The organism is Aureimonas psammosilenae (assembly GCF_009176975.1).
GTDB lineage: Bacteria > Pseudomonadota > Alphaproteobacteria > Rhizobiales > Rhizobiaceae > Plantimonas > Plantimonas psammosilenae.
This window is the reverse complement of the sequence record NZ_WEZG01000003.1, coordinates 296,170-311,744: the sequence shown is the minus strand read 5'-3', so window position 1 is coordinate 311,744 and position 15,575 is coordinate 296,170. Positions and strand designations below refer to the sequence as shown.

The 15,575-nt window shown below is 64.0% G+C and carries 14 protein-coding genes; 9 read left to right on the top strand and 5 right to left on the bottom strand.

The features are described 5' to 3' along the window. Positions 1 to 103 precede the first annotated feature (103 nt). The 3 genes from F9929_RS08180 to F9929_RS08170 are packed head-to-tail and all read left to right on the top strand — an operon-like array spanning position 104 to position 2,534. Positions 104 to 685, top strand: coding sequence for a DUF1285 domain-containing protein (locus F9929_RS08180; RefSeq protein WP_152046063.1), 582 nt, complete (start codon positions 104 to 106; stop codon positions 683 to 685). After that, positions 682 to 1,302, top strand: coding sequence for a CoA pyrophosphatase (locus tag F9929_RS08175; RefSeq protein ID WP_152046062.1), 621 nt, complete (start codon positions 682 to 684; stop codon positions 1,300 to 1,302). The genes F9929_RS08180 and F9929_RS08175 overlap by 4 nt, the downstream gene beginning before the upstream one ends. Beyond that, positions 1,299 to 2,534 carry a CCA tRNA nucleotidyltransferase gene (locus tag F9929_RS08170; protein ID WP_152046061.1) on the top strand — a complete coding sequence of 412 codons (1,236 nt, stop codon included), beginning with the start codon at positions 1,299 to 1,301 and terminating at the stop codon, positions 2,532 to 2,534. Before F9929_RS08175 ends, F9929_RS08170 begins: the two co-directional genes overlap by 4 nt. Before the next feature lies 1 nt (position 2,535). Here the strand turns inward: F9929_RS08170 and F9929_RS08165 are convergent, their stop codons facing one another. From F9929_RS08165 to hemF, 3 genes are all read right to left on the bottom strand, one after another. After that, entirely contained in the window at positions 2,536 to 4,833 is a 2,298-nt protein-coding gene (locus F9929_RS08165) for a mechanosensitive ion channel domain-containing protein (RefSeq protein WP_152046060.1), read from the bottom strand. 360 nt (positions 4,834 to 5,193) lie between these two features. Further along, the gene (locus F9929_RS08160) at positions 5,194 to 5,370 is read right to left on the bottom strand and encodes a DUF1059 domain-containing protein (RefSeq protein ID WP_152046059.1); all 177 of its coding nucleotides are present in this window, start codon (positions 5,368 to 5,370) and stop codon (positions 5,194 to 5,196) included. 149 nt (positions 5,371 to 5,519) lie between these two features. Beyond that, positions 5,520 to 6,422, bottom strand: a complete 903-nt coding sequence (gene hemF / locus F9929_RS08155; RefSeq protein WP_152046058.1) for an oxygen-dependent coproporphyrinogen oxidase — start codon at positions 6,420 to 6,422, stop codon at positions 5,520 to 5,522. Positions 6,423 to 6,630: 208 nt separating this feature from the next. On the opposite strand from hemF, the gene F9929_RS08150 reads away from it, so the two are divergent. Continuing rightward, positions 6,631 to 6,888, top strand: a complete 258-nt coding sequence (locus F9929_RS08150; RefSeq protein WP_152046194.1) for a hypothetical protein — start codon at positions 6,631 to 6,633, stop codon at positions 6,886 to 6,888. Here the strand turns inward: F9929_RS08150 and F9929_RS08145 are convergent. Continuing rightward, the gene (locus tag F9929_RS08145) at positions 6,885 to 7,373 is read right to left on the bottom strand and encodes a tRNA (cytidine(34)-2'-O)-methyltransferase (protein WP_152046193.1); all 489 of its coding nucleotides are present in this window, start codon (positions 7,371 to 7,373) and stop codon (positions 6,885 to 6,887) included. The two genes, F9929_RS08150 and F9929_RS08145, sit on opposite strands and share 4 nt — an antisense overlap. 92 nt (positions 7,374 to 7,465) lie before the next feature. Between F9929_RS08145 and F9929_RS08140 the strand changes: the two genes are divergently transcribed. From F9929_RS08140 to F9929_RS08120, 5 genes are all read left to right on the top strand, one after another. Then, a complete protein-coding gene (locus tag F9929_RS08140; RefSeq protein WP_152046057.1) occupies positions 7,466 to 9,352 on the top strand; it encodes an ABC transporter ATP-binding protein in 1,887 nt (628 codons plus the stop codon). Further along, entirely contained in the window at positions 9,349 to 11,235 is a 1,887-nt protein-coding gene (locus F9929_RS08135) for an ABC transporter ATP-binding protein (protein ID WP_152046056.1), read from the top strand. Before F9929_RS08140 ends, F9929_RS08135 begins: the two co-directional genes overlap by 4 nt. Positions 11,236 to 11,454: 219 nt before the next feature. Beyond that, positions 11,455 to 12,015, top strand: a complete 561-nt coding sequence (gene petA / locus F9929_RS08130) for a ubiquinol-cytochrome c reductase iron-sulfur subunit (protein ID WP_152046055.1) — start codon at positions 11,455 to 11,457, stop codon at positions 12,013 to 12,015. Positions 12,016 to 12,040: 25 nt separating this feature from the next. After that, on the top strand, positions 12,041 to 13,336 hold the full coding sequence (locus tag F9929_RS08125; protein ID WP_152046054.1) for a cytochrome b: 1,296 nt from the start codon (positions 12,041 to 12,043) through the stop codon (positions 13,334 to 13,336). Between the two features lie 22 nt (positions 13,337 to 13,358). Continuing rightward, entirely contained in the window at positions 13,359 to 14,345 is a 987-nt protein-coding gene (locus F9929_RS08120; RefSeq protein WP_152046053.1) for a cytochrome c1, read from the top strand. 77 nt (positions 14,346 to 14,422) lie between these two features. On the opposite strand, the gene ychF is transcribed toward F9929_RS08120, so the two are convergent. Further along, positions 14,423 to 15,526, bottom strand: coding sequence for a redox-regulated ATPase YchF (ychF, locus tag F9929_RS08115; protein WP_152046052.1), 1,104 nt, complete (start codon positions 15,524 to 15,526; stop codon positions 14,423 to 14,425). Positions 15,527 to 15,575 lie beyond the last annotated feature (49 nt).

Below are 15,575 nucleotides of genomic sequence, written 5' to 3'. Positions count from 1 at the left end.
GGTGGCGGCGAACTATTTCGTGACCGCCAAGGCAGGCCAAAATAAGACTCCGTCGAAACCCGGACACAGTCCTTTCCTCAGCCGAGCGCCTATCTTCCCCGTCATGACCGCCGAGCGCCCCTCCATCTCCGGCCCGTCCTTTCCCTCGCTGGAGGCCCTGATCGCCCGCGCCGAGCGCGCCGGATCGGGCACCCCGCCCGTGGAAAAGTGGAACCCGCCCTTCTGCGGCACTATCGACATGACCATCCGGGCGGACGGAACGTGGACCTATCTCGGCTCGCCCATCACCCGCGAAGCCCTGGTGCGTCTCTTCGCCTCGGTGTTGCGCAAGGACGAGGACGGCCGGACCTATCTTGTGACGCCCGTCGAGAAACTCGGGGTTCAGGTCGAGGACGCGCATTTCCTGGCCGTCGAGATGAGCCGCGACGAGGACCCTTCCGGCCCCGTTCTGACGTTCCGCACCAATGTCGGCGACGTGGTGACGGCGGGGCCGAACCATCCGTTGCGCTTCGTTTCGCGCGGCGAGGGGGGCAGCTTCGAGCCCTATCTTTCCGTGCGCGGCCGATTGGAAGCCAAGCTCACGCGGGCGCTTGCCTTCGACCTCGCCGGGCTTCTGGGGGATGACGAGGACGGGCCGTTTCTGCGCTCGAACGGCGCGCGCTTCGCCGTCGGTGGCGCAGCGTGACGCCGTCCTTTTCCGCCGACGACCTGCGCCGGCGTTTTTCCCGTGTCGTTCCGACGGGCGAACTGCCCGATATCGGCGATCATGTCCTGAACCCCGAACTCGGCGTTCTCCTCGACGGCGCCGACGTGCGCGAAGCGGCCGTTCTGGTGCCGGTGGTCGACCGAGGCGAGGGAGCCAGCGTAATCCTCACGACCCGCTCCGCCCATCTTCGCAAGCATTCCGGGCAGATCGCCTTTCCCGGCGGCTCCGTGGACCCGACCGACGCCTCGCCCGAGGCGGCCGCGGTGCGCGAAAGCTTCGAGGAGATCGGCCTCGAGCCGCGCTTCATCGAAACGCTCGGTACCCTGCCGCGTTATTCGACGCGCACCGGCTTCCGCATCACGCCGGTGGTGGCCATCGTTCAGTCGGGTTTCGTTATCGTTCCCAATCCCGGCGAGGTCGCCGACGTCTTCGAGGTGCCGCTTTCCTTTCTGATGAACCCGGCGAACCACCAGAAGGAAAGCCGCTTCTGGCAGGGGCGCGAACGCTTCTTCTACGTGATGCCTTTCGGCGAGCGGTATATCTGGGGCATCACCGCCGGCATCATCCGGGCGCTATACGAAAGGTTCTACGCATGACGATGGCCCGCATCGAAGCCGAATGGCTGCGAGACGAGGTGCTCCAGAAGCTGTTGGCGGCGCTCGGCGCCGAGGGCGAAGAGGCGCGGATCGTCGGCGGGGCGGTGCGCAACACGCTGCTTGGCCTTCCCGTCACCGATATCGACATCGCCACCACGACGCTTCCCAATGAGACCACCCGCCGCGCCGAGAGTGCCGGCTTCAAGGCCATCCCGACCGGGGCCGTGCATGGCACGATCACCGTGGTTGCCAGTGGAAGACCTTTCGAGGTGACGACGCTTCGACGCGACATCGCGACCGATGGGCGTCATGCGGTCGTGTCCTTCGGCCGCGACTGGCGCGAGGACGCCGCGCGCCGCGACTTCACGATCAACGCGCTCTACTGCGACGCGGACGGCACCGTTCTCGATCTCGTCGGCGGCCTGCCCGACATCGAAAGCCGCACGCTGCGGTTCATCGGCGACGCGAGCCAGAGGATCGAAGAGGATTACCTCCGCATTCTGCGCTTCTTCCGCTTCTTCGCATGGTACGGCCACGGAAGACCCGATGCGGACGGCCTCAGGGCGTCGGCGCGGCTGAAGAGCGGTCTCGCGAAGCTGTCAGTGGAACGGGTCTGGGCGGAGTTGCGCAAGCTTCTTGGCGCGGAGGACCCGTCCCGCGCCCTTCTTTGGGCGCGTCAGGCCGGCGTCCTGTCGCTGGTTCTGCCGGAAAGCGAGCGCTGGGGCATCGATGCGATCCACGGGCTCGTCGGAACCGAGCGCCTCCATAGCTGGAAGCCCGACGCGATTCTGCGGCTGCAAGCCATAGTGCCGCCCGATGTCGAGCGGCTCACCGAGCTCGCCAAGCGCTTGAAGATTTCCAATGCGGAGCGCGACCGGCTTCTTGCCTTCGCGATGGCCGAGCCCGCCCGGCCGGATGAAACGGACGACGCCTTGCGCGCCCGGCTTTATTTCGGCGACCGGATCGCGGTGCAGGACCGTCTGCGACTCGCCATCGGCACCCGGCACGGCAAAAGCGAGTCGGCGTCGATCGGCGAAACCGCGCGGTTGAACGAGCAGCTCCGCATCGCGGAGCGCTTCGACCCGCCGGCCTTCCCGCTTTCCGGCGAGGACATCAAGGCGGTGGGCGTCGCGCCGGGGCCGGAACTCGGCGCGACGCTCGACCGGCTGAAGCGGGCCTGGGTCGCGAGCGGTTTCGTTTTGTCCCGCGAAACCCTGCTCGCCCGGCTCTAGCTCAGACCCGAGCCGGCAGCGCGGCACCGTTCGAAACCGGCAACGGGTGATCCTCATGCGCGTTGCGCGGATCGCCGGCGATCTGGATCACCTGCTTGGCGCGGTTGAAGTGGATGTTCTCCGCGTCGAAGCGCTGCTTCAAACGGCGGTTGAACTCCCGGCCGACGCCCCATTGCTGGAGGGGCCGGCAGCGGATCGCGCCCTTGATCACGACGCCGTCCGCCGAGAAGGCGTCGACGCCCCAGATATCGACCGGCAGCAGCATGTCGTACTTGTATTTCGGGTCTTCGCGAAGCTGGTCGCCGATCTCGCGCATGACCTTCATGGCGTGGTCGACATCCGCCTCGTAATCCACCGTCACCACCAACTGATAGATACCGTAGTCGCGCGAATCGTTCTGCAACGCCTTCACCTGCCCGAAGGGAACGGAATAAAGCGCGCCGTTGCCGGCCCTGATCTTCACCGTTCGAATGCTGATGCCCTCGACGACGCCGGAATAGGTGCCGGTCGTGATCACGTCGCCAATGGCCAGCGCATCCTCGAACAGGAAGAAGAAGCCGGTGATGACGTCCTGAACGAGCTGCTGCGAGCCGAACGAGATCGCGATACCGATGATACCGGCACCGGCGAGCAGCGGCGCGACATTCACGCCGACATTGGCCAGAAGCGCGATGACGGTGATGACGGAAAGCGCCGCGAAGACGAAGTTGCGCAGGAGCGGCAGCAGCGTCTTGATGCGCGCCGACTGCTTGCGCTGCCGGCCGAAATTGTCGACGGGCGCCAGCGCATGCTCGATCAGGGTATCGACCGTGATCCATATGATCCACACCACGAGCGGCACGACCAAGATCGAGATGATCGGGCGCAGCACCTGACTGCCGGAAGCCGTCCCCAGCCATTCACCGATGCCGAAGCCCCATAGATCGATGCAGGCGATGGCCACCACCGTGGTGGTGGTGATCTGAAGAAAGACGTGGAGAACGCCGATATAACGGCGCATCAAGGCCCGCCGCGCGGTGGAGCGCCCACGATCGAGCGACTCGCGCCATTTGGCGAAATATTCGCTGGTCGCGGCCAGGAAGGCGAGACCGGCCAGGATATAGACGACGGCGAAAAGGGCGTCCTCGAAGAAGTTGTCGCCGCCGATGCCGAAGAGGCGCGCACCGAGATTGGCCGCGACGAAAAGAAGGGCGAAGACGTGCCAGAAATCCGCGAAGACCGTGACCACCGTCGTCAGGATGCCGGTGCCGTGGTCGCCTTTGCGGCGGCGGCCCTTCACGATGAGGCTGCGCACGGTGCGCCGGTTGTAGAGGGTGAAGGCGACGGCCAGACCGCCGACCACGAAGTCCATCGCCAGCGCCCCGAGATCGGCGACGTTGCGCCCGATGGTCAGCCGAACGGCGAATTCGCGCATCAGCCCGGTGACGACGCCGGCTGCGGTCAGAACGGTGATCCAGGGCAGAAGCTTCAGCATCGCATAATCGATGAGCCGCCAGCCGCGCGTGCGGGCGAGCAGCGTCAGCGCGAAGGCGAAGAGCTGTCGCACCAAGGCCGGCACCACGAAGGGCGTGGTGAAGGCGAGGAAGAGCTGCGTTTCGCGCCAGCTCGGCGAGAACACGCTGGTCCAGATGGCGATCACCACGGCCGCGCCGAACCAGGGAACGAGATCGAACAGCAGCTTGATCGAAACCCGCCGCAGCAACTGTATGCGGGTCTGGGCGCTGCGTTTCAGATGGCGCCGGCGCTTCAGCCACGGATTGCGGAACAGGAACACCATTATGCCGGCCACCGCCGCAACGCCGGGCAGGGCCCAGGACAGGAATTCCAGCGTCTTCGCGCCGCCGAAATTCGTGGACGCGCGTTCGCTGAGTTCCGTCTGGGCGTTCGCGAGTTTCTCGCTCGGGTTTTCACCGAGCGCCATTTCTGGAAAGTCGCCGACCGCCTTGCTGACATTGTCGGCCAAGGCGCCGATGAGCCCATCGGCCGGTATGGCTGGGTTCTGAGTGGGCGCGGGCGGACCCTGCGTCACCAACCCGGCCCGCACCTGTTCAAGCGATTGAACGAAAGCGGCGCGCTGAGTGTCGTCCTTCAGAAGACCGAGAACGCGATCCACCGCATCGAGATCGGATTTCGGATCGCGCGGAGCGGGTTCGGTCGCCGGCTTTTCCTCGGTCGGGGTGGGCGCGGCGGACGATCCGCCAAAGCTCGGCAGACCCGGCACCTGCGCCATGCCGGGAAACGAGGCGAAGAGGGCAAGACAGAAAAGAATGATCGCCCCGATCGACGCGCGTTTGGTCATGCCTGCTCCTTCGCCCGAATGGCCCGGTCTCCTTTCGCATGTGCGAGATGCGAAGGAGAATGGCCGATAAGGGCGTGGACCGGCAATTTCGTGACGACCGCGCACGAAGTTTAAGAACCGGGGACAGAACCTGGCGGAGGAGGACTTAGGAGGATTTTTCGTTTCATGCGAGGCGCCGAGCGCAATCCATGCAGCGGATGGGCGAGCATCGGCAACGGTCCGAAGGACGGGGGCGGAAAGGCCCCTCAGACCGACCCGTTGGGTTCTGTCCCCGGTTCTAAACGAACGCGCCAACGAAAAACGGGCTGCAAGGCCCGTCTGGAAGATTCTGGAAGGGCTTTCGACCTTTCGGTCGCCCTGTCAGTTCGGAAGTTCCGTCGTCCTGTCGCGGAAATCCTCGAACATCTTGGATGGCAGCCTGTCGATCCCGGACTGGTGAGCTTGCTGGATCGCCCGGCGGACGACCTCGGCCTGGCTTTCGGCACGGATCACTCGATCACAACCGGGAATGACGCCGTGGCAGTTCAATTCGAACATAGTGCTCCTCCCATGTTTCCCGATCCGTTTATCGACCTCCATCGAGCTACGGATCGTTAATATTTATAGCTCGTTCGATGGCCTATCTTCGATGATATGTTCCCAGCTAAATAAAGATAAAATTCTCACCGGATGTAATTCGTGAGGCCCTACGGCCAACGAACGAGGGGAGGAAGCGACGACAGGATCGAGTCCACGTTGCCGCCGGTTTTCAGGCCGAACAGCGTGCCCCTGTCGTAAAGGAGATTGTATTCGACATAGCGCCCGCGCCGGACGAGCTGTTCGTCCCGGTCGGCTTCCGTGAACGGCAGCCGCGCGTTCTGGCGCACGATATGCGGATAGACCACGAGGAACGCCTTGCCGATGTCGCGCGTGAAGGCGAAGTCGGCCTCCCAACCGCCGTTCTCTTCGGAGGAATGCAGCCAGTCGTAGAAGACGCCGCCGACGCCGCGCGCTTCGTTTCGGTGCGGCAGGAAGAAATACTCGTCGCACCATTGCTTGAAGCGACCGTAATCCGCGACAGCCCCATGACGCTCGCACACGAAGCGCATCGCCTTATGGAAGGCTTTGGTGTCGGGATCGTCCTGCGAGCGGCGACGGTCGAGCACGGGGGTGAGGTCTGCGCCGCCGCCGAACCATTGGCGGCTGGTGACCACCATGCGCGTGTTCATATGAACGGCCGGCACGTTCGGGTTGCGCATATGTGCGATCAGCGAAATTCCGGACGCCCAGAAGCGTGGGTCTTCCGCCGCACCCGGGATCTGGTTGCGGAAGTCCTGCGAGAACTCGCCGTAGACGGTGGAGGCGTGCACCCCGACCTTCTCGAAGACGCGGCCGTGCATCATCGACATCACGCCGCCGCCGCCGCTTTCGCCGCGCGACCACTCGCTGCGCTGGAAGCGCCCGGCCGGCATATCCGACTCGATCTCGTCCTCGATCGCCTCGAAGGCTTCGCAGAGCTTGTCGCGCAGCGCTTCGAACCAGACCCGAGCCGTTTCCTTCTTGGTCTCGATATCGGCGGGCAGACCTTCGGGAATCGGAGGGAGTTCCATCTGACGCGGCCCTGTCACCAAGTGGCGGAACGGAACTCCGCCTTCCACGCGGCAAAGGTGCCGCACGACTCGCCCTTCAGGTAACAGGAAGGTGAGGGCGCGGAAAGATGCGGGCAGCAACGATCGCGGCCAAACAACGGAATCGATTCGCAAATCCGCCGTTGAAGCGCTATCTTACACAGAGTCATCCACAGTTGTTTTCGAGTCCGTGGCCCGTTCCTTCGTTCAACCCCCGCTCGACGGTTTGGCCCGCCAGCTCCGAAGCCGGCGGGATCGCGCGTCCGATGCGGTTGATAGCTTCGTGCGGGAAACCTTCACCCTGCCGCGCGATGCTGCGCGCGTGAAAGCGCGCGAATGGTTCGAGCGTTACCCCAAGGCCGCCTACTGGACCTCGGTGGAAAGCTGGCGGCTGCTGCCGGGCGACGAGGTTGAATTTACCATGCGCCGCCTTCCGACCGCCGATTAGCCGTCTCGACGCACCTGCCGCAACGCCTCGCCGGCCGCCATGCCGACCGCGACCGCAAGGTTCAAAGATCGTGCTTCTTCCCGCATCGGAATGGTCACGCGAAGATCGGCCGCTTCGTGGACATGCTCCGGTACCCCGGCGCTTTCCCGTCCGAACAACAGCACGTCTCCCTCGCTGAAACGGGCGCTCGTGTAAGGCGTCGCCGCGTGCGTGGTGAAAAGGACGAGACGGCGTCCGGCGAGGTGTCGCCACGCATCGAAGGCCGCCCATCCGTCATGTCGCGTGAGCGTCGCCATTTCCAGATAGTCCATGCCCGCGCGCCGCAAGGCGCGGTCGGAGGCATCGAAGCCGGCCGGCTGAATCAGCTCGACGCCGAGACCGAGACAAGCGGCCGTCCGCAGGATCGTGCCCGTATTGCCCGCGATGTCGGGCTGGTAGAGCGCGATCGCCAGATGCGGCGAAAGGGCGTCGCCGGATGGGGTCATGGCTGACATTCGCGTCTCGATGCTTATATCCGGCGCAATGTCGCGTCGGCTCGCCGTCCGGCCGAAAAAGTGAAACGACGACGGGTTAGTGCATGTTCGCCATTTTCGAAAGGCTCGTCGACCCGTTTCCCAAAGGCCGAAGCGAGAGCCCGCCGGCGGGCTTATGGCCCTTCGTCTGGTTCTACGCCCGCCCCATCTGGCCGTATCTGGCATGGCTGGCCTTCCTTTCGGCGGCCATCGCCATCGTTGAAGTCTCCTTGTTCGGCTTTCTCGGTTCGGTGGTCGACTGGCTGACCGGGCTCGACCGCGCGACCTTCATCCAGAACCAGGGCTGGTGGCTGGCCGGCATGGCCTTCGTCGTCCTGATCCTCTTGCCGGCGCTTCATCTCGCCAACGCGCTCGTTCTGTTCCAGGGCATCTTCGGCAACTTCCCGATGCGCTTCCGCTGGAGCGTCCATAACTGGCTGCTCGACCAGTCGCTGGCTTTCTTTCAAGACGAGTTCGCCGGCCGCGTCGCCACGAAAATGATGCAGACCTCCCTCGCGTTGCGCGAGACGATCACCAAGACGATCGACGTTCTGCTTTATGTGGCCGTATATTTCGGCGGCATCCTCTTCCTCGTCGCCGCGTCCGATTGGCAGATGGTTCTGCCCTTCGTCGGCTGGCTGGTGCTCTACACGCTTCTCCTGCGCTACTACGTTCCGCGCTTGATGAAGGTTGCGGAAGCCCAGGCCGACGCCCGTGCCTTGATGACCGGGCGGGTCGTGGACGCTTATTCCAACATCGGCACGGTGAAGCTCTTCGCCCATACGCGGCGGGAAGCGGACTATGCGCGCGACGCCATGGGCGCGTTTCTTCAGCCGGTCTACGGGCAGGCACGGCTCGTGACCGGCTTCCAGGTCTTCCTGATCTCCCTCAACTCCCTTCTGCTCTTTTCCGTCGGAGCGCTCGGCATCGGGCTCTGGCTGAACGAGCTGGTGACGGTCGGCGCCATCGCCGTCGCCGTCGGTCTTGTCCTGCGGATCGGCGGCATGTCGCAATGGGTGATGTGGGAGATCTCGGCGCTCTTCGAGAATATCGGCACGATCCGCGACGGATCGGCGACCTTCAGCCAGCCCGTTTCGTTGAGCGACAAGCTGGCCGCGGAGGAGCTGAGCGTCGAGCGTGGCGAAGTCCGCTTCGAAAGCATCGGTTTCGGTTATCACGGCGCCAAGCCGCATCGGGGCGCGGGGCCGGTGGTGGACGGCTTTTCGCTGACCGTCCGGCCGGGCGAGAAGGTGGGCCTCGTCGGGCGTTCAGGGGCCGGCAAAACGACGCTTCTGAACCTTCTCCTTCGCTTCTACGATCTTCAAGAAGGGCGCATCCTGATCGACGGGCAGAACATCGCCGACGTCACGCAAGCCTCCTTGCGCTCGAAGATCGGCATGGTGACGCAGGACACCTCGCTCCTGCATCGCTCCATCCGGGACAACATCCTCTACGGCCGACCGGAAGCCGACGAGGCGGCTTTGATGAAGGCCGTCGAACGCGCCGAAGCGCACGGTTTCGTCGGGCAACTCGTGGATCACGAAGGTCGGCCGGGGCTGGATGCCGAGGTCGGCGAGCGCGGCGTGAAACTTTCCGGCGGCCAACGCCAGCGCATCGCCATCGCCCGCATCATGTTGAAGGACGCCCCGATCCTTCTTCTGGACGAAGCGACCTCCGCGCTCGATTCTGAGGTCGAGGCGGCGATCCAAGAGAACCTCTACCAATTGATGGAGGGCAAGACGGTGATCGCCATCGCCCACCGGCTTTCCACCATCGCCAATCTCGATCGCCTCGTCGTGATGGACAAGGGGCGGATCGTCGAGGAAGGACCGCACGAGGCTCTTCTCGCCAATGGCGGGCTTTACGCGCAGCTCTGGCATCGACAGGTCGGGGGCTTTATCGCCGCCGGCAACGACGATGCAGCGGAAGAGGAAGTGAAGGCGGCGGAATGATCGACCGCCTGCTTCGACGCTTCGAGAATGTCATCGACCCGTTCGGCGACGGTGATGCGGCGTCGAACACCAGGGCGAGGCGGATCGGCGCTCTGGAATCCCTGCCGGGCACGGCGAACCGCTTCATTCTCTACTTCGCGGCCCAGGCGAAATGGCCGCTGTTCGGCCTTCTCGCCACCGGCGGACTGACGGGGCTTGTCGAGGCGCTGTTGTATTCGGGCGTCGGCTGGGTCGTGGACGCCCTCGAATCCTCGACGCCCCAAACGCTGCTATCGGATCATTTCTGGCTTCTCGCCGGGCTCCTCGCGCTCACCCTCGTTCTGCGCTCGCTCGTGCTTCTGTCGGGCGCGCTGATCGAGGAGCAGGTGATCGTTCCAAGCTTCTATAACCGCATCCGCTGGCAGGCTTATCGCCGACTGATGGAGCAGCCCTACACCTTCTTCCAGAACGATTTCGCCGGTCGCATCGCGCAGAAGGTGATGCAGGTCGGCGAAGCCGTCGGCGACTTCATCGTGACCCTGCTCCAAACCTTCTGGAGTTTCGTCACCTTCGTTATTCTCAGCGTCACCATTCTCGGCGCCATCGATCCGTGGATGGCTCTCGTGCTCGGTGTCTGGGCTCTCGGCTATGCCTGGATCGTCTGGCGTCTTCTGCCGCAGATCCGGCGATGGGGCAGGGCGGCGGCCGATGCCCGCTCGGTGGTTTCGGGGCGTGTGGTGGACTCCTTCACCAACATCCTTTCGGTCAAGCTCTTCGATGCGTCCCGCCACGAAGACGAGTATGTGCGGGCCGGCTTCCGCGAGAATGTCGATGTGGTGCGTCGGCTGACGCGCGCGTTGACCGGCGTCAGAACCGCTGTCAACGTCCTCAACGGGCTGATGATTTCGGTGGTCGGCGCTTTGGCCGTCCATTCCTGGGCGAATGGCTCGATCTCATCGGGCGCGGTCGCGACGGCGCTCGGCCTCGTACTCCGCCTCAACCAGATGTCGGGCTGGATGATGTTCAACATCAACGGCCTCGTGCGCAATTTCGGCACGGTTCAGGACGCGGTGGCGACGGTGACCGTGGCGCCGACCCTTCTCGACCGCCCCGATGCGCGCGATCTCGCCGTGTCGCGCGGTGAGATCAGGTTCGAGAAGGTCGTCTTCCACTACGGGAAGGAGTCGGGCGTCATCGATGATCTATCCATCACGGTTCGACCGGGCGAGAAGATCGGCCTCGTCGGACGCTCGGGCGCCGGCAAGACGACCCTCGTCAATCTTCTCCTGCGTTTGTACGATGTCGAAGGCGGCCGCATCCTGATCGACGGACAGGACATCGCGGCGGTGACGCAGGCGTCGCTGCGCGCCACCATCGGCGTGGTGACACAGGACACCTCGCTCCTCCACCGCTCCATTCGCGACAACATCGCCTATGGTCGGCCGGATGCCGAGGACGATGAGGTGCTGGCCGCCGCACGGCGGGCCAATGCCGAAGATTTCATCGAATCCTTGCGCGATCCGCGGGGGCGCGAAGGCTTCGAGGCCCATGTGGGCGAGCGCGGCATCAAGCTGTCGGGCGGGCAGCGCCAGCGCATCGCCATCGCGCGCGTTCTGTTGAAGGATGCGCCGATCCTCATCCTCGACGAGGCGACCTCGGCGCTCGATTCGGAGGTCGAGGCGGCGATTCAGGAGAACCTCGCCGCCATGATGGCCGGCAAGACCGTGATCGCCATCGCACATCGTTTGTCCACCATCGCGAGCCTCGACCGACTGATCGTTCTCGACGCGGGGCGGATCGTGGAGGAAGGGACCCATGCCCAACTCGTTGCGCGCGGCGGTCTTTATGCCGATCTCTGGGCGCGCCAGTCGGGTGGCTTCCTTCACGAAGAGGCGGCGCAATAGCGCTTTTCCCGCAACGGGACTTGCCCGAAGCTTCCACCAAACGCGGCAGTCTGTCGTTCAGGCTCATCCTGCGCTGGACAATAAAATTTCTGCCTTCTAGAACCCATCCAATGTGCGAGTGCTCTGCCGACCGGGAATCGGCTTGGCCGATTCGCAGCCGGTCTTCGGTTCCGATCGAAGAGGCGGCATTTGGGGCCGTTTGGAGAGGAGCGCCCGGACGTGAGCGTTCATGACACTGCCGAGCCAAGCCGGCGTGATTTTCTGTATATCGCCACCGGCGCGGCTGGCGCGGTCGGCGCGGCTGCGGCCGTTTGGCCGTTCATCGACCAGATGAATCCTGATGCCGGCACGCTGGCCCTTGCCGCGATCGAGGTGAACGTTTCCTCCGTGGCGCCGGGCCAGTCGATCACCGCCAAATGGCGCGGCAAGCCGGTTTTCATTCGCCAGCGAACGCCCGAAGAGATCGAACAGGCGAAGTCCGTGCCGCTTGCCGACCTCAAGGACCCGGTGGCGCGCAATCAGAATCTGCCCGCCGATGCCCAGGCGACGGATGCCAACCGCTCCGCGCCCGGCAAGGAGCAGTGGCTGGTGATGGTCGGCGTTTGCACCCATCTCGGTTGCATTCCTCTCGGCCAGCAGGGCCCGTATAACGGCTGGTTCTGCCCGTGCCACGGTTCGTCCTACGATACGGCCGGTCGCATCCGGCAGGGACCGGCGCCGGAAAACATGGCGGTTCCGCCGTTCGAATTCATATCCGATACGACCGTCAGGGTCGGTTGAAGATCCTGGGGAGGATACCGCAGAAATGAGTGGCCATTCTTCCTATGTGCCCGAGAACGGGGTGATGCGCTGGCTGGACGCCAGGCTGCCGCTCCCGCGTCTCGTGTACGATTCGTTTGTCGCCTATCCGGTGCCGCGAAATCTGAACTACGCCTATACGTTCGGCGGCATCCTGGCGCTGTTCCTGGTGATCCAGATCCTCACCGGTGTTGTTCTGGCGATGCACTACGCCTCGTCCTCGGCGCTCGCCTTCCATTCGGTCGAGAAGATCGTTCGGGACGTGAACTGGGGCTGGATGCTGCGCTATCTCCACGCCAACGGCGCGTCCTTCTTCTTCATCGCCGTCTACATCCATATCTTCCGTGGCCTTTATTACGGCTCCTACAAGCAGCCGCGCGAAGTGCTCTGGATTCTGGGCGTCGTGATCTTCCTTCTGATGATGGCGACGGCCTTCATGGGCTACGTCCTGCCTTGGGGTCAGATGTCCTTCTGGGGCGCGACCGTGATCACCGGGTTCTTCACCGCCTTTCCGCTGATCGGCGACCCGATCCAGCAGCTTCTGCTCGGCGGCTTCGCTGTCGACAACGCCACCTTGAACCGGTTCTTCGCCCTTCATTACCTCTTGCCCTTCATGATCGCGGGCGTCGTGATCCTCCATGTCTGGGCGCTGCATGTCGTCGGCCAGACGAACCCGACCGGCGTGGAAGTGAAGGCCTCCAGGGATACGGTGCCCTTCACCCCGCATGCGACGGTGAAGGACGGCTTCGCGATGGTCGTGTTCCTTCTCCTGTTCGCTTATTTCGTCTTCTACATTCCGAACTATCTCGGCCATCCAGATAACTACATCGCGGCGAACTCCCTGAAGACGCCGGCGCATATCGTGCCCGAATGGTACTTCCTGCCGTTCTACGCGATGCTGCGCGCCATCACCTTCAACATCGGCCCGATCGACTCCAAGCTCGGTGGCGTCCTGGTGATGTTCGGCTCGATCATCGTCCTGTTCTTCGTGCCCTGGCTCGACACGAGCCGCGTGCGATCGACCTCCTATCGCCCGCTCTACAAGATCTTCTTCTGGGTCCTGGCGGTGGACGCGGTGATCCTCGGCTGGCTCGGCTCCCGACCCGCTGAAGGCATCTATCCGGTTCTCGCGCTGATCGGGACGATCTACTACTTCGCCCACTTCCTGATCGTCCTGCCGGTGCTCGGCCTCATCGAAACGCCGCGAAAACTGCCGGCCTCGATCTCCGAAGCCGTGCTGAGCCGGCATTCAGGCAGCGCAATGCCGGTCGCGGCCGCCGCTTCGCCCGAAACCAAGGGCTGAGGGAGCGCGAAAGATGCGAGTCATGAAGTTCCTTCTTTCCGCTTCCGTCGCGGCGACCATTTTCGCGTCCGCGCCAGCCTTCTCGCAGGAAGCGCAACCGGCCGCGCCGACCTCGGAAAAAACCCTTCCCACGCAGCGGACCGGCGCGGAGCCGGCCCACTCGCCGGGCGCGGCAACCTCCGGGGAGACCGGCTCGGCGCCGGGCGCCGGACATTCGGAAGGCGGCGAGCACGGAACGCCCCATTATCCGCTGAAGCATCCCGCGACGCTCTCCTGGAGCTTCGCCGGACCGCTTGGCCATTGGGATGTCGGGCAGCTCCAGCGCGGCCTGAAGGTCTACAAGGAAGTCTGCTCGGCCTGCCATTCCCTGGAACTGGTGTCCTTCCGAAACCTGCGTGCTCTCGGCTACGACGAAAATCAGGTCAAGGCTTTCGCCGCCGAGTATCAGCTTCAGGACCCGAATCCGAGCGCGACCGGCGAGATGGTGGAACGCGCGGGCATCCCGTCCGACTACTTCCCGTCGCCTTATCCGAATGCCGAAACGGCGGCCGCTTCCAACAACGGCGCGGCCCCGCCGGACCTGTCCTTGATGGCGAAGGCGAGGGCGGTGGAGCGCGGTTTCCCCCGCTTCGTGTTCGATATCTTCCCGTGGTCGCAATATCAGGAAGGCGGTCCCGACTATATCCATGCCCTTCTGACAGGCTATGGCCAGGAGCCGCCGGCGGGCACCGTGGTCCAGCCCGGCACCCACTACAATCCGTACTTCATCGCCGGACCGGCGCTCGCCATGCCCCAGCCGATCTCGGACGGGCAGGTGACCTATGACGACGGCGCACCGCAGACCGTCGAGCAATATTCACGCGACGTATCGGCCTTCCTGATGTGGACGGCCGAGCCGCACCTTGCCGAGCGCAAGGCGACCGGCTTCGTCGTGATGATCTTCCTGATCGCTTTCTCCGTGATGCTTTGGCTGGTGAAGCGCCGGGTTTGGGCAAACACGCCGCACTAAGACGGTTCGTTCGATCCGACACAAAAAAGGGGCCGCAAGGCCCCTTTCTCATATCCGACGGACAGTTGGCGCGATGTTCAGTTGTTGAACTTGAACATCATCACGTCGCCATCGGCGACCACATATTCCTTGCCTTCGTCGCGCGCCTTGCCGGCTTCCTTCGCCGCGACTTCCCCGCCGAGACCCACGAAATCGCCATAGGCGATGGTCTGGGCGCGGATGAAGCCCTTCTCGAAGTCGGTATGGATCACGCCCGCCGCCTGCGGGGCCTTGGAGCCTTTGCGCACCGTCCAGGCACGCGTTTCCTTCGGGCCGACGGTGAAATAGGTGATGAGGCCGAGAAGGCCGTAACCGGCGCTGATCAGGCGGTCGAGGCCGGGTTCGGTCAATCCGAGCGCCGAAAGGTACTCGGGCACTTCCTCTTCGGGCAGTTGGGCGATTTCCGCCTCGATCGCCGCCGAGATCACGACACTCGCCGCTCCCTGCTTTTCGGCCATCGCTTCGACGGCCTGCGAATAGCGGTTGCCGTTCGCGGCATCCGCTTCCGCGACGTTGCAGACGTAAAGGACGGGCTTCGACGTCAGGAGGTTCAACCCCTTGAGGATGAGAATGTCCTCAGGGGAAAGGTTCTTCAGGAGGACCCGCGCCGGCTCGCCGTTCTGAAGCCGCTGGAGAACGGCTTCCATGACGGGAAGCAGCGTCAGGGCTTCCTTGTCCTTCCCCTGTGCGCGCTTGCGGATCTGTACGATGCGCCGCTCGATCGATTCGAGATCCGACAGCATGAGCTCGGTTTCGACGGTTTCGGCGTCCGACACCGGATCGATGCGGCCTTCGACATGGGTGATGTCGTCGTCCTCGAAGCAGCGCAGCACATGGGCCACTGCATCGACCTCGCGGATATTGGCAAGGAACTGGTTGCCGAGGCCTTCACCCTTGGAAGCGCCGCGCACGAGGCCGGCGATGTCGACGAAGGTGATGCGCGTCGGGATGATCTGCGCCGATTTGGCAATGCCGGCGAGGGCCGGAAGGCGGGCATCCGGCACCGCGACATCGCCGGTATTAGGCTCGATCGTGCAGAACGGATAGTTCGCAGCCTGCGCGGCGGCCGTCTTGGTGAGCGCGTTGAAGAGGGTCGACTTGCCGACATTGGGCAGGCCGACGATGCCGCATCTGAAACCCATCGGGCGTCGTCCTTCGAAAGTGAGAAAAGCGCCGTGAAAGGCGTTGCTT

Bases quoted from the DNA above. Each gene is read 5' to 3' on its own strand.
- F9929_RS08180 (WP_152046063.1), top strand. From the start codon at position 104: ATGACCGCCGAGCGCCCCTCCATCTCCGGCCCGTCCTTTCCCTCGCTG.
- F9929_RS08170 (WP_152046061.1), top strand. From the start codon at position 1,299: ATGACGATGGCCCGCATCGAAGCCGAATGGCTGCGAGACGAGGTGCTC.
- F9929_RS08165 (WP_152046060.1), bottom strand. From the start codon at position 4,833: ATGACCAAACGCGCGTCGATCGGGGCGATCATTCTTTTCTGTCTTGCC.
- F9929_RS08160 (WP_152046059.1), bottom strand. From the start codon at position 5,370: ATGTTCGAATTGAACTGCCACGGCGTCATTCCCGGTTGTGATCGAGTG.
- hemF (WP_152046058.1), bottom strand. From the start codon at position 6,422: ATGGAACTCCCTCCGATTCCCGAAGGTCTGCCCGCCGATATCGAGACC.
- F9929_RS08145 (WP_152046193.1), bottom strand. From the start codon at position 7,373: ATGACCCCATCCGGCGACGCCCTTTCGCCGCATCTGGCGATCGCGCTC.
- F9929_RS08140 (WP_152046057.1), top strand. From the start codon at position 7,466: ATGTTCGCCATTTTCGAAAGGCTCGTCGACCCGTTTCCCAAAGGCCGA.
- F9929_RS08135 (WP_152046056.1), top strand. From the start codon at position 9,349: ATGATCGACCGCCTGCTTCGACGCTTCGAGAATGTCATCGACCCGTTC.
- F9929_RS08125 (WP_152046054.1), top strand. From the start codon at position 12,041: ATGAGTGGCCATTCTTCCTATGTGCCCGAGAACGGGGTGATGCGCTGG.
- F9929_RS08120 (WP_152046053.1), top strand. From the start codon at position 13,359: ATGAAGTTCCTTCTTTCCGCTTCCGTCGCGGCGACCATTTTCGCGTCC.
- ychF (WP_152046052.1), bottom strand. From the start codon at position 15,526: ATGGGTTTCAGATGCGGCATCGTCGGCCTGCCCAATGTCGGCAAGTCG.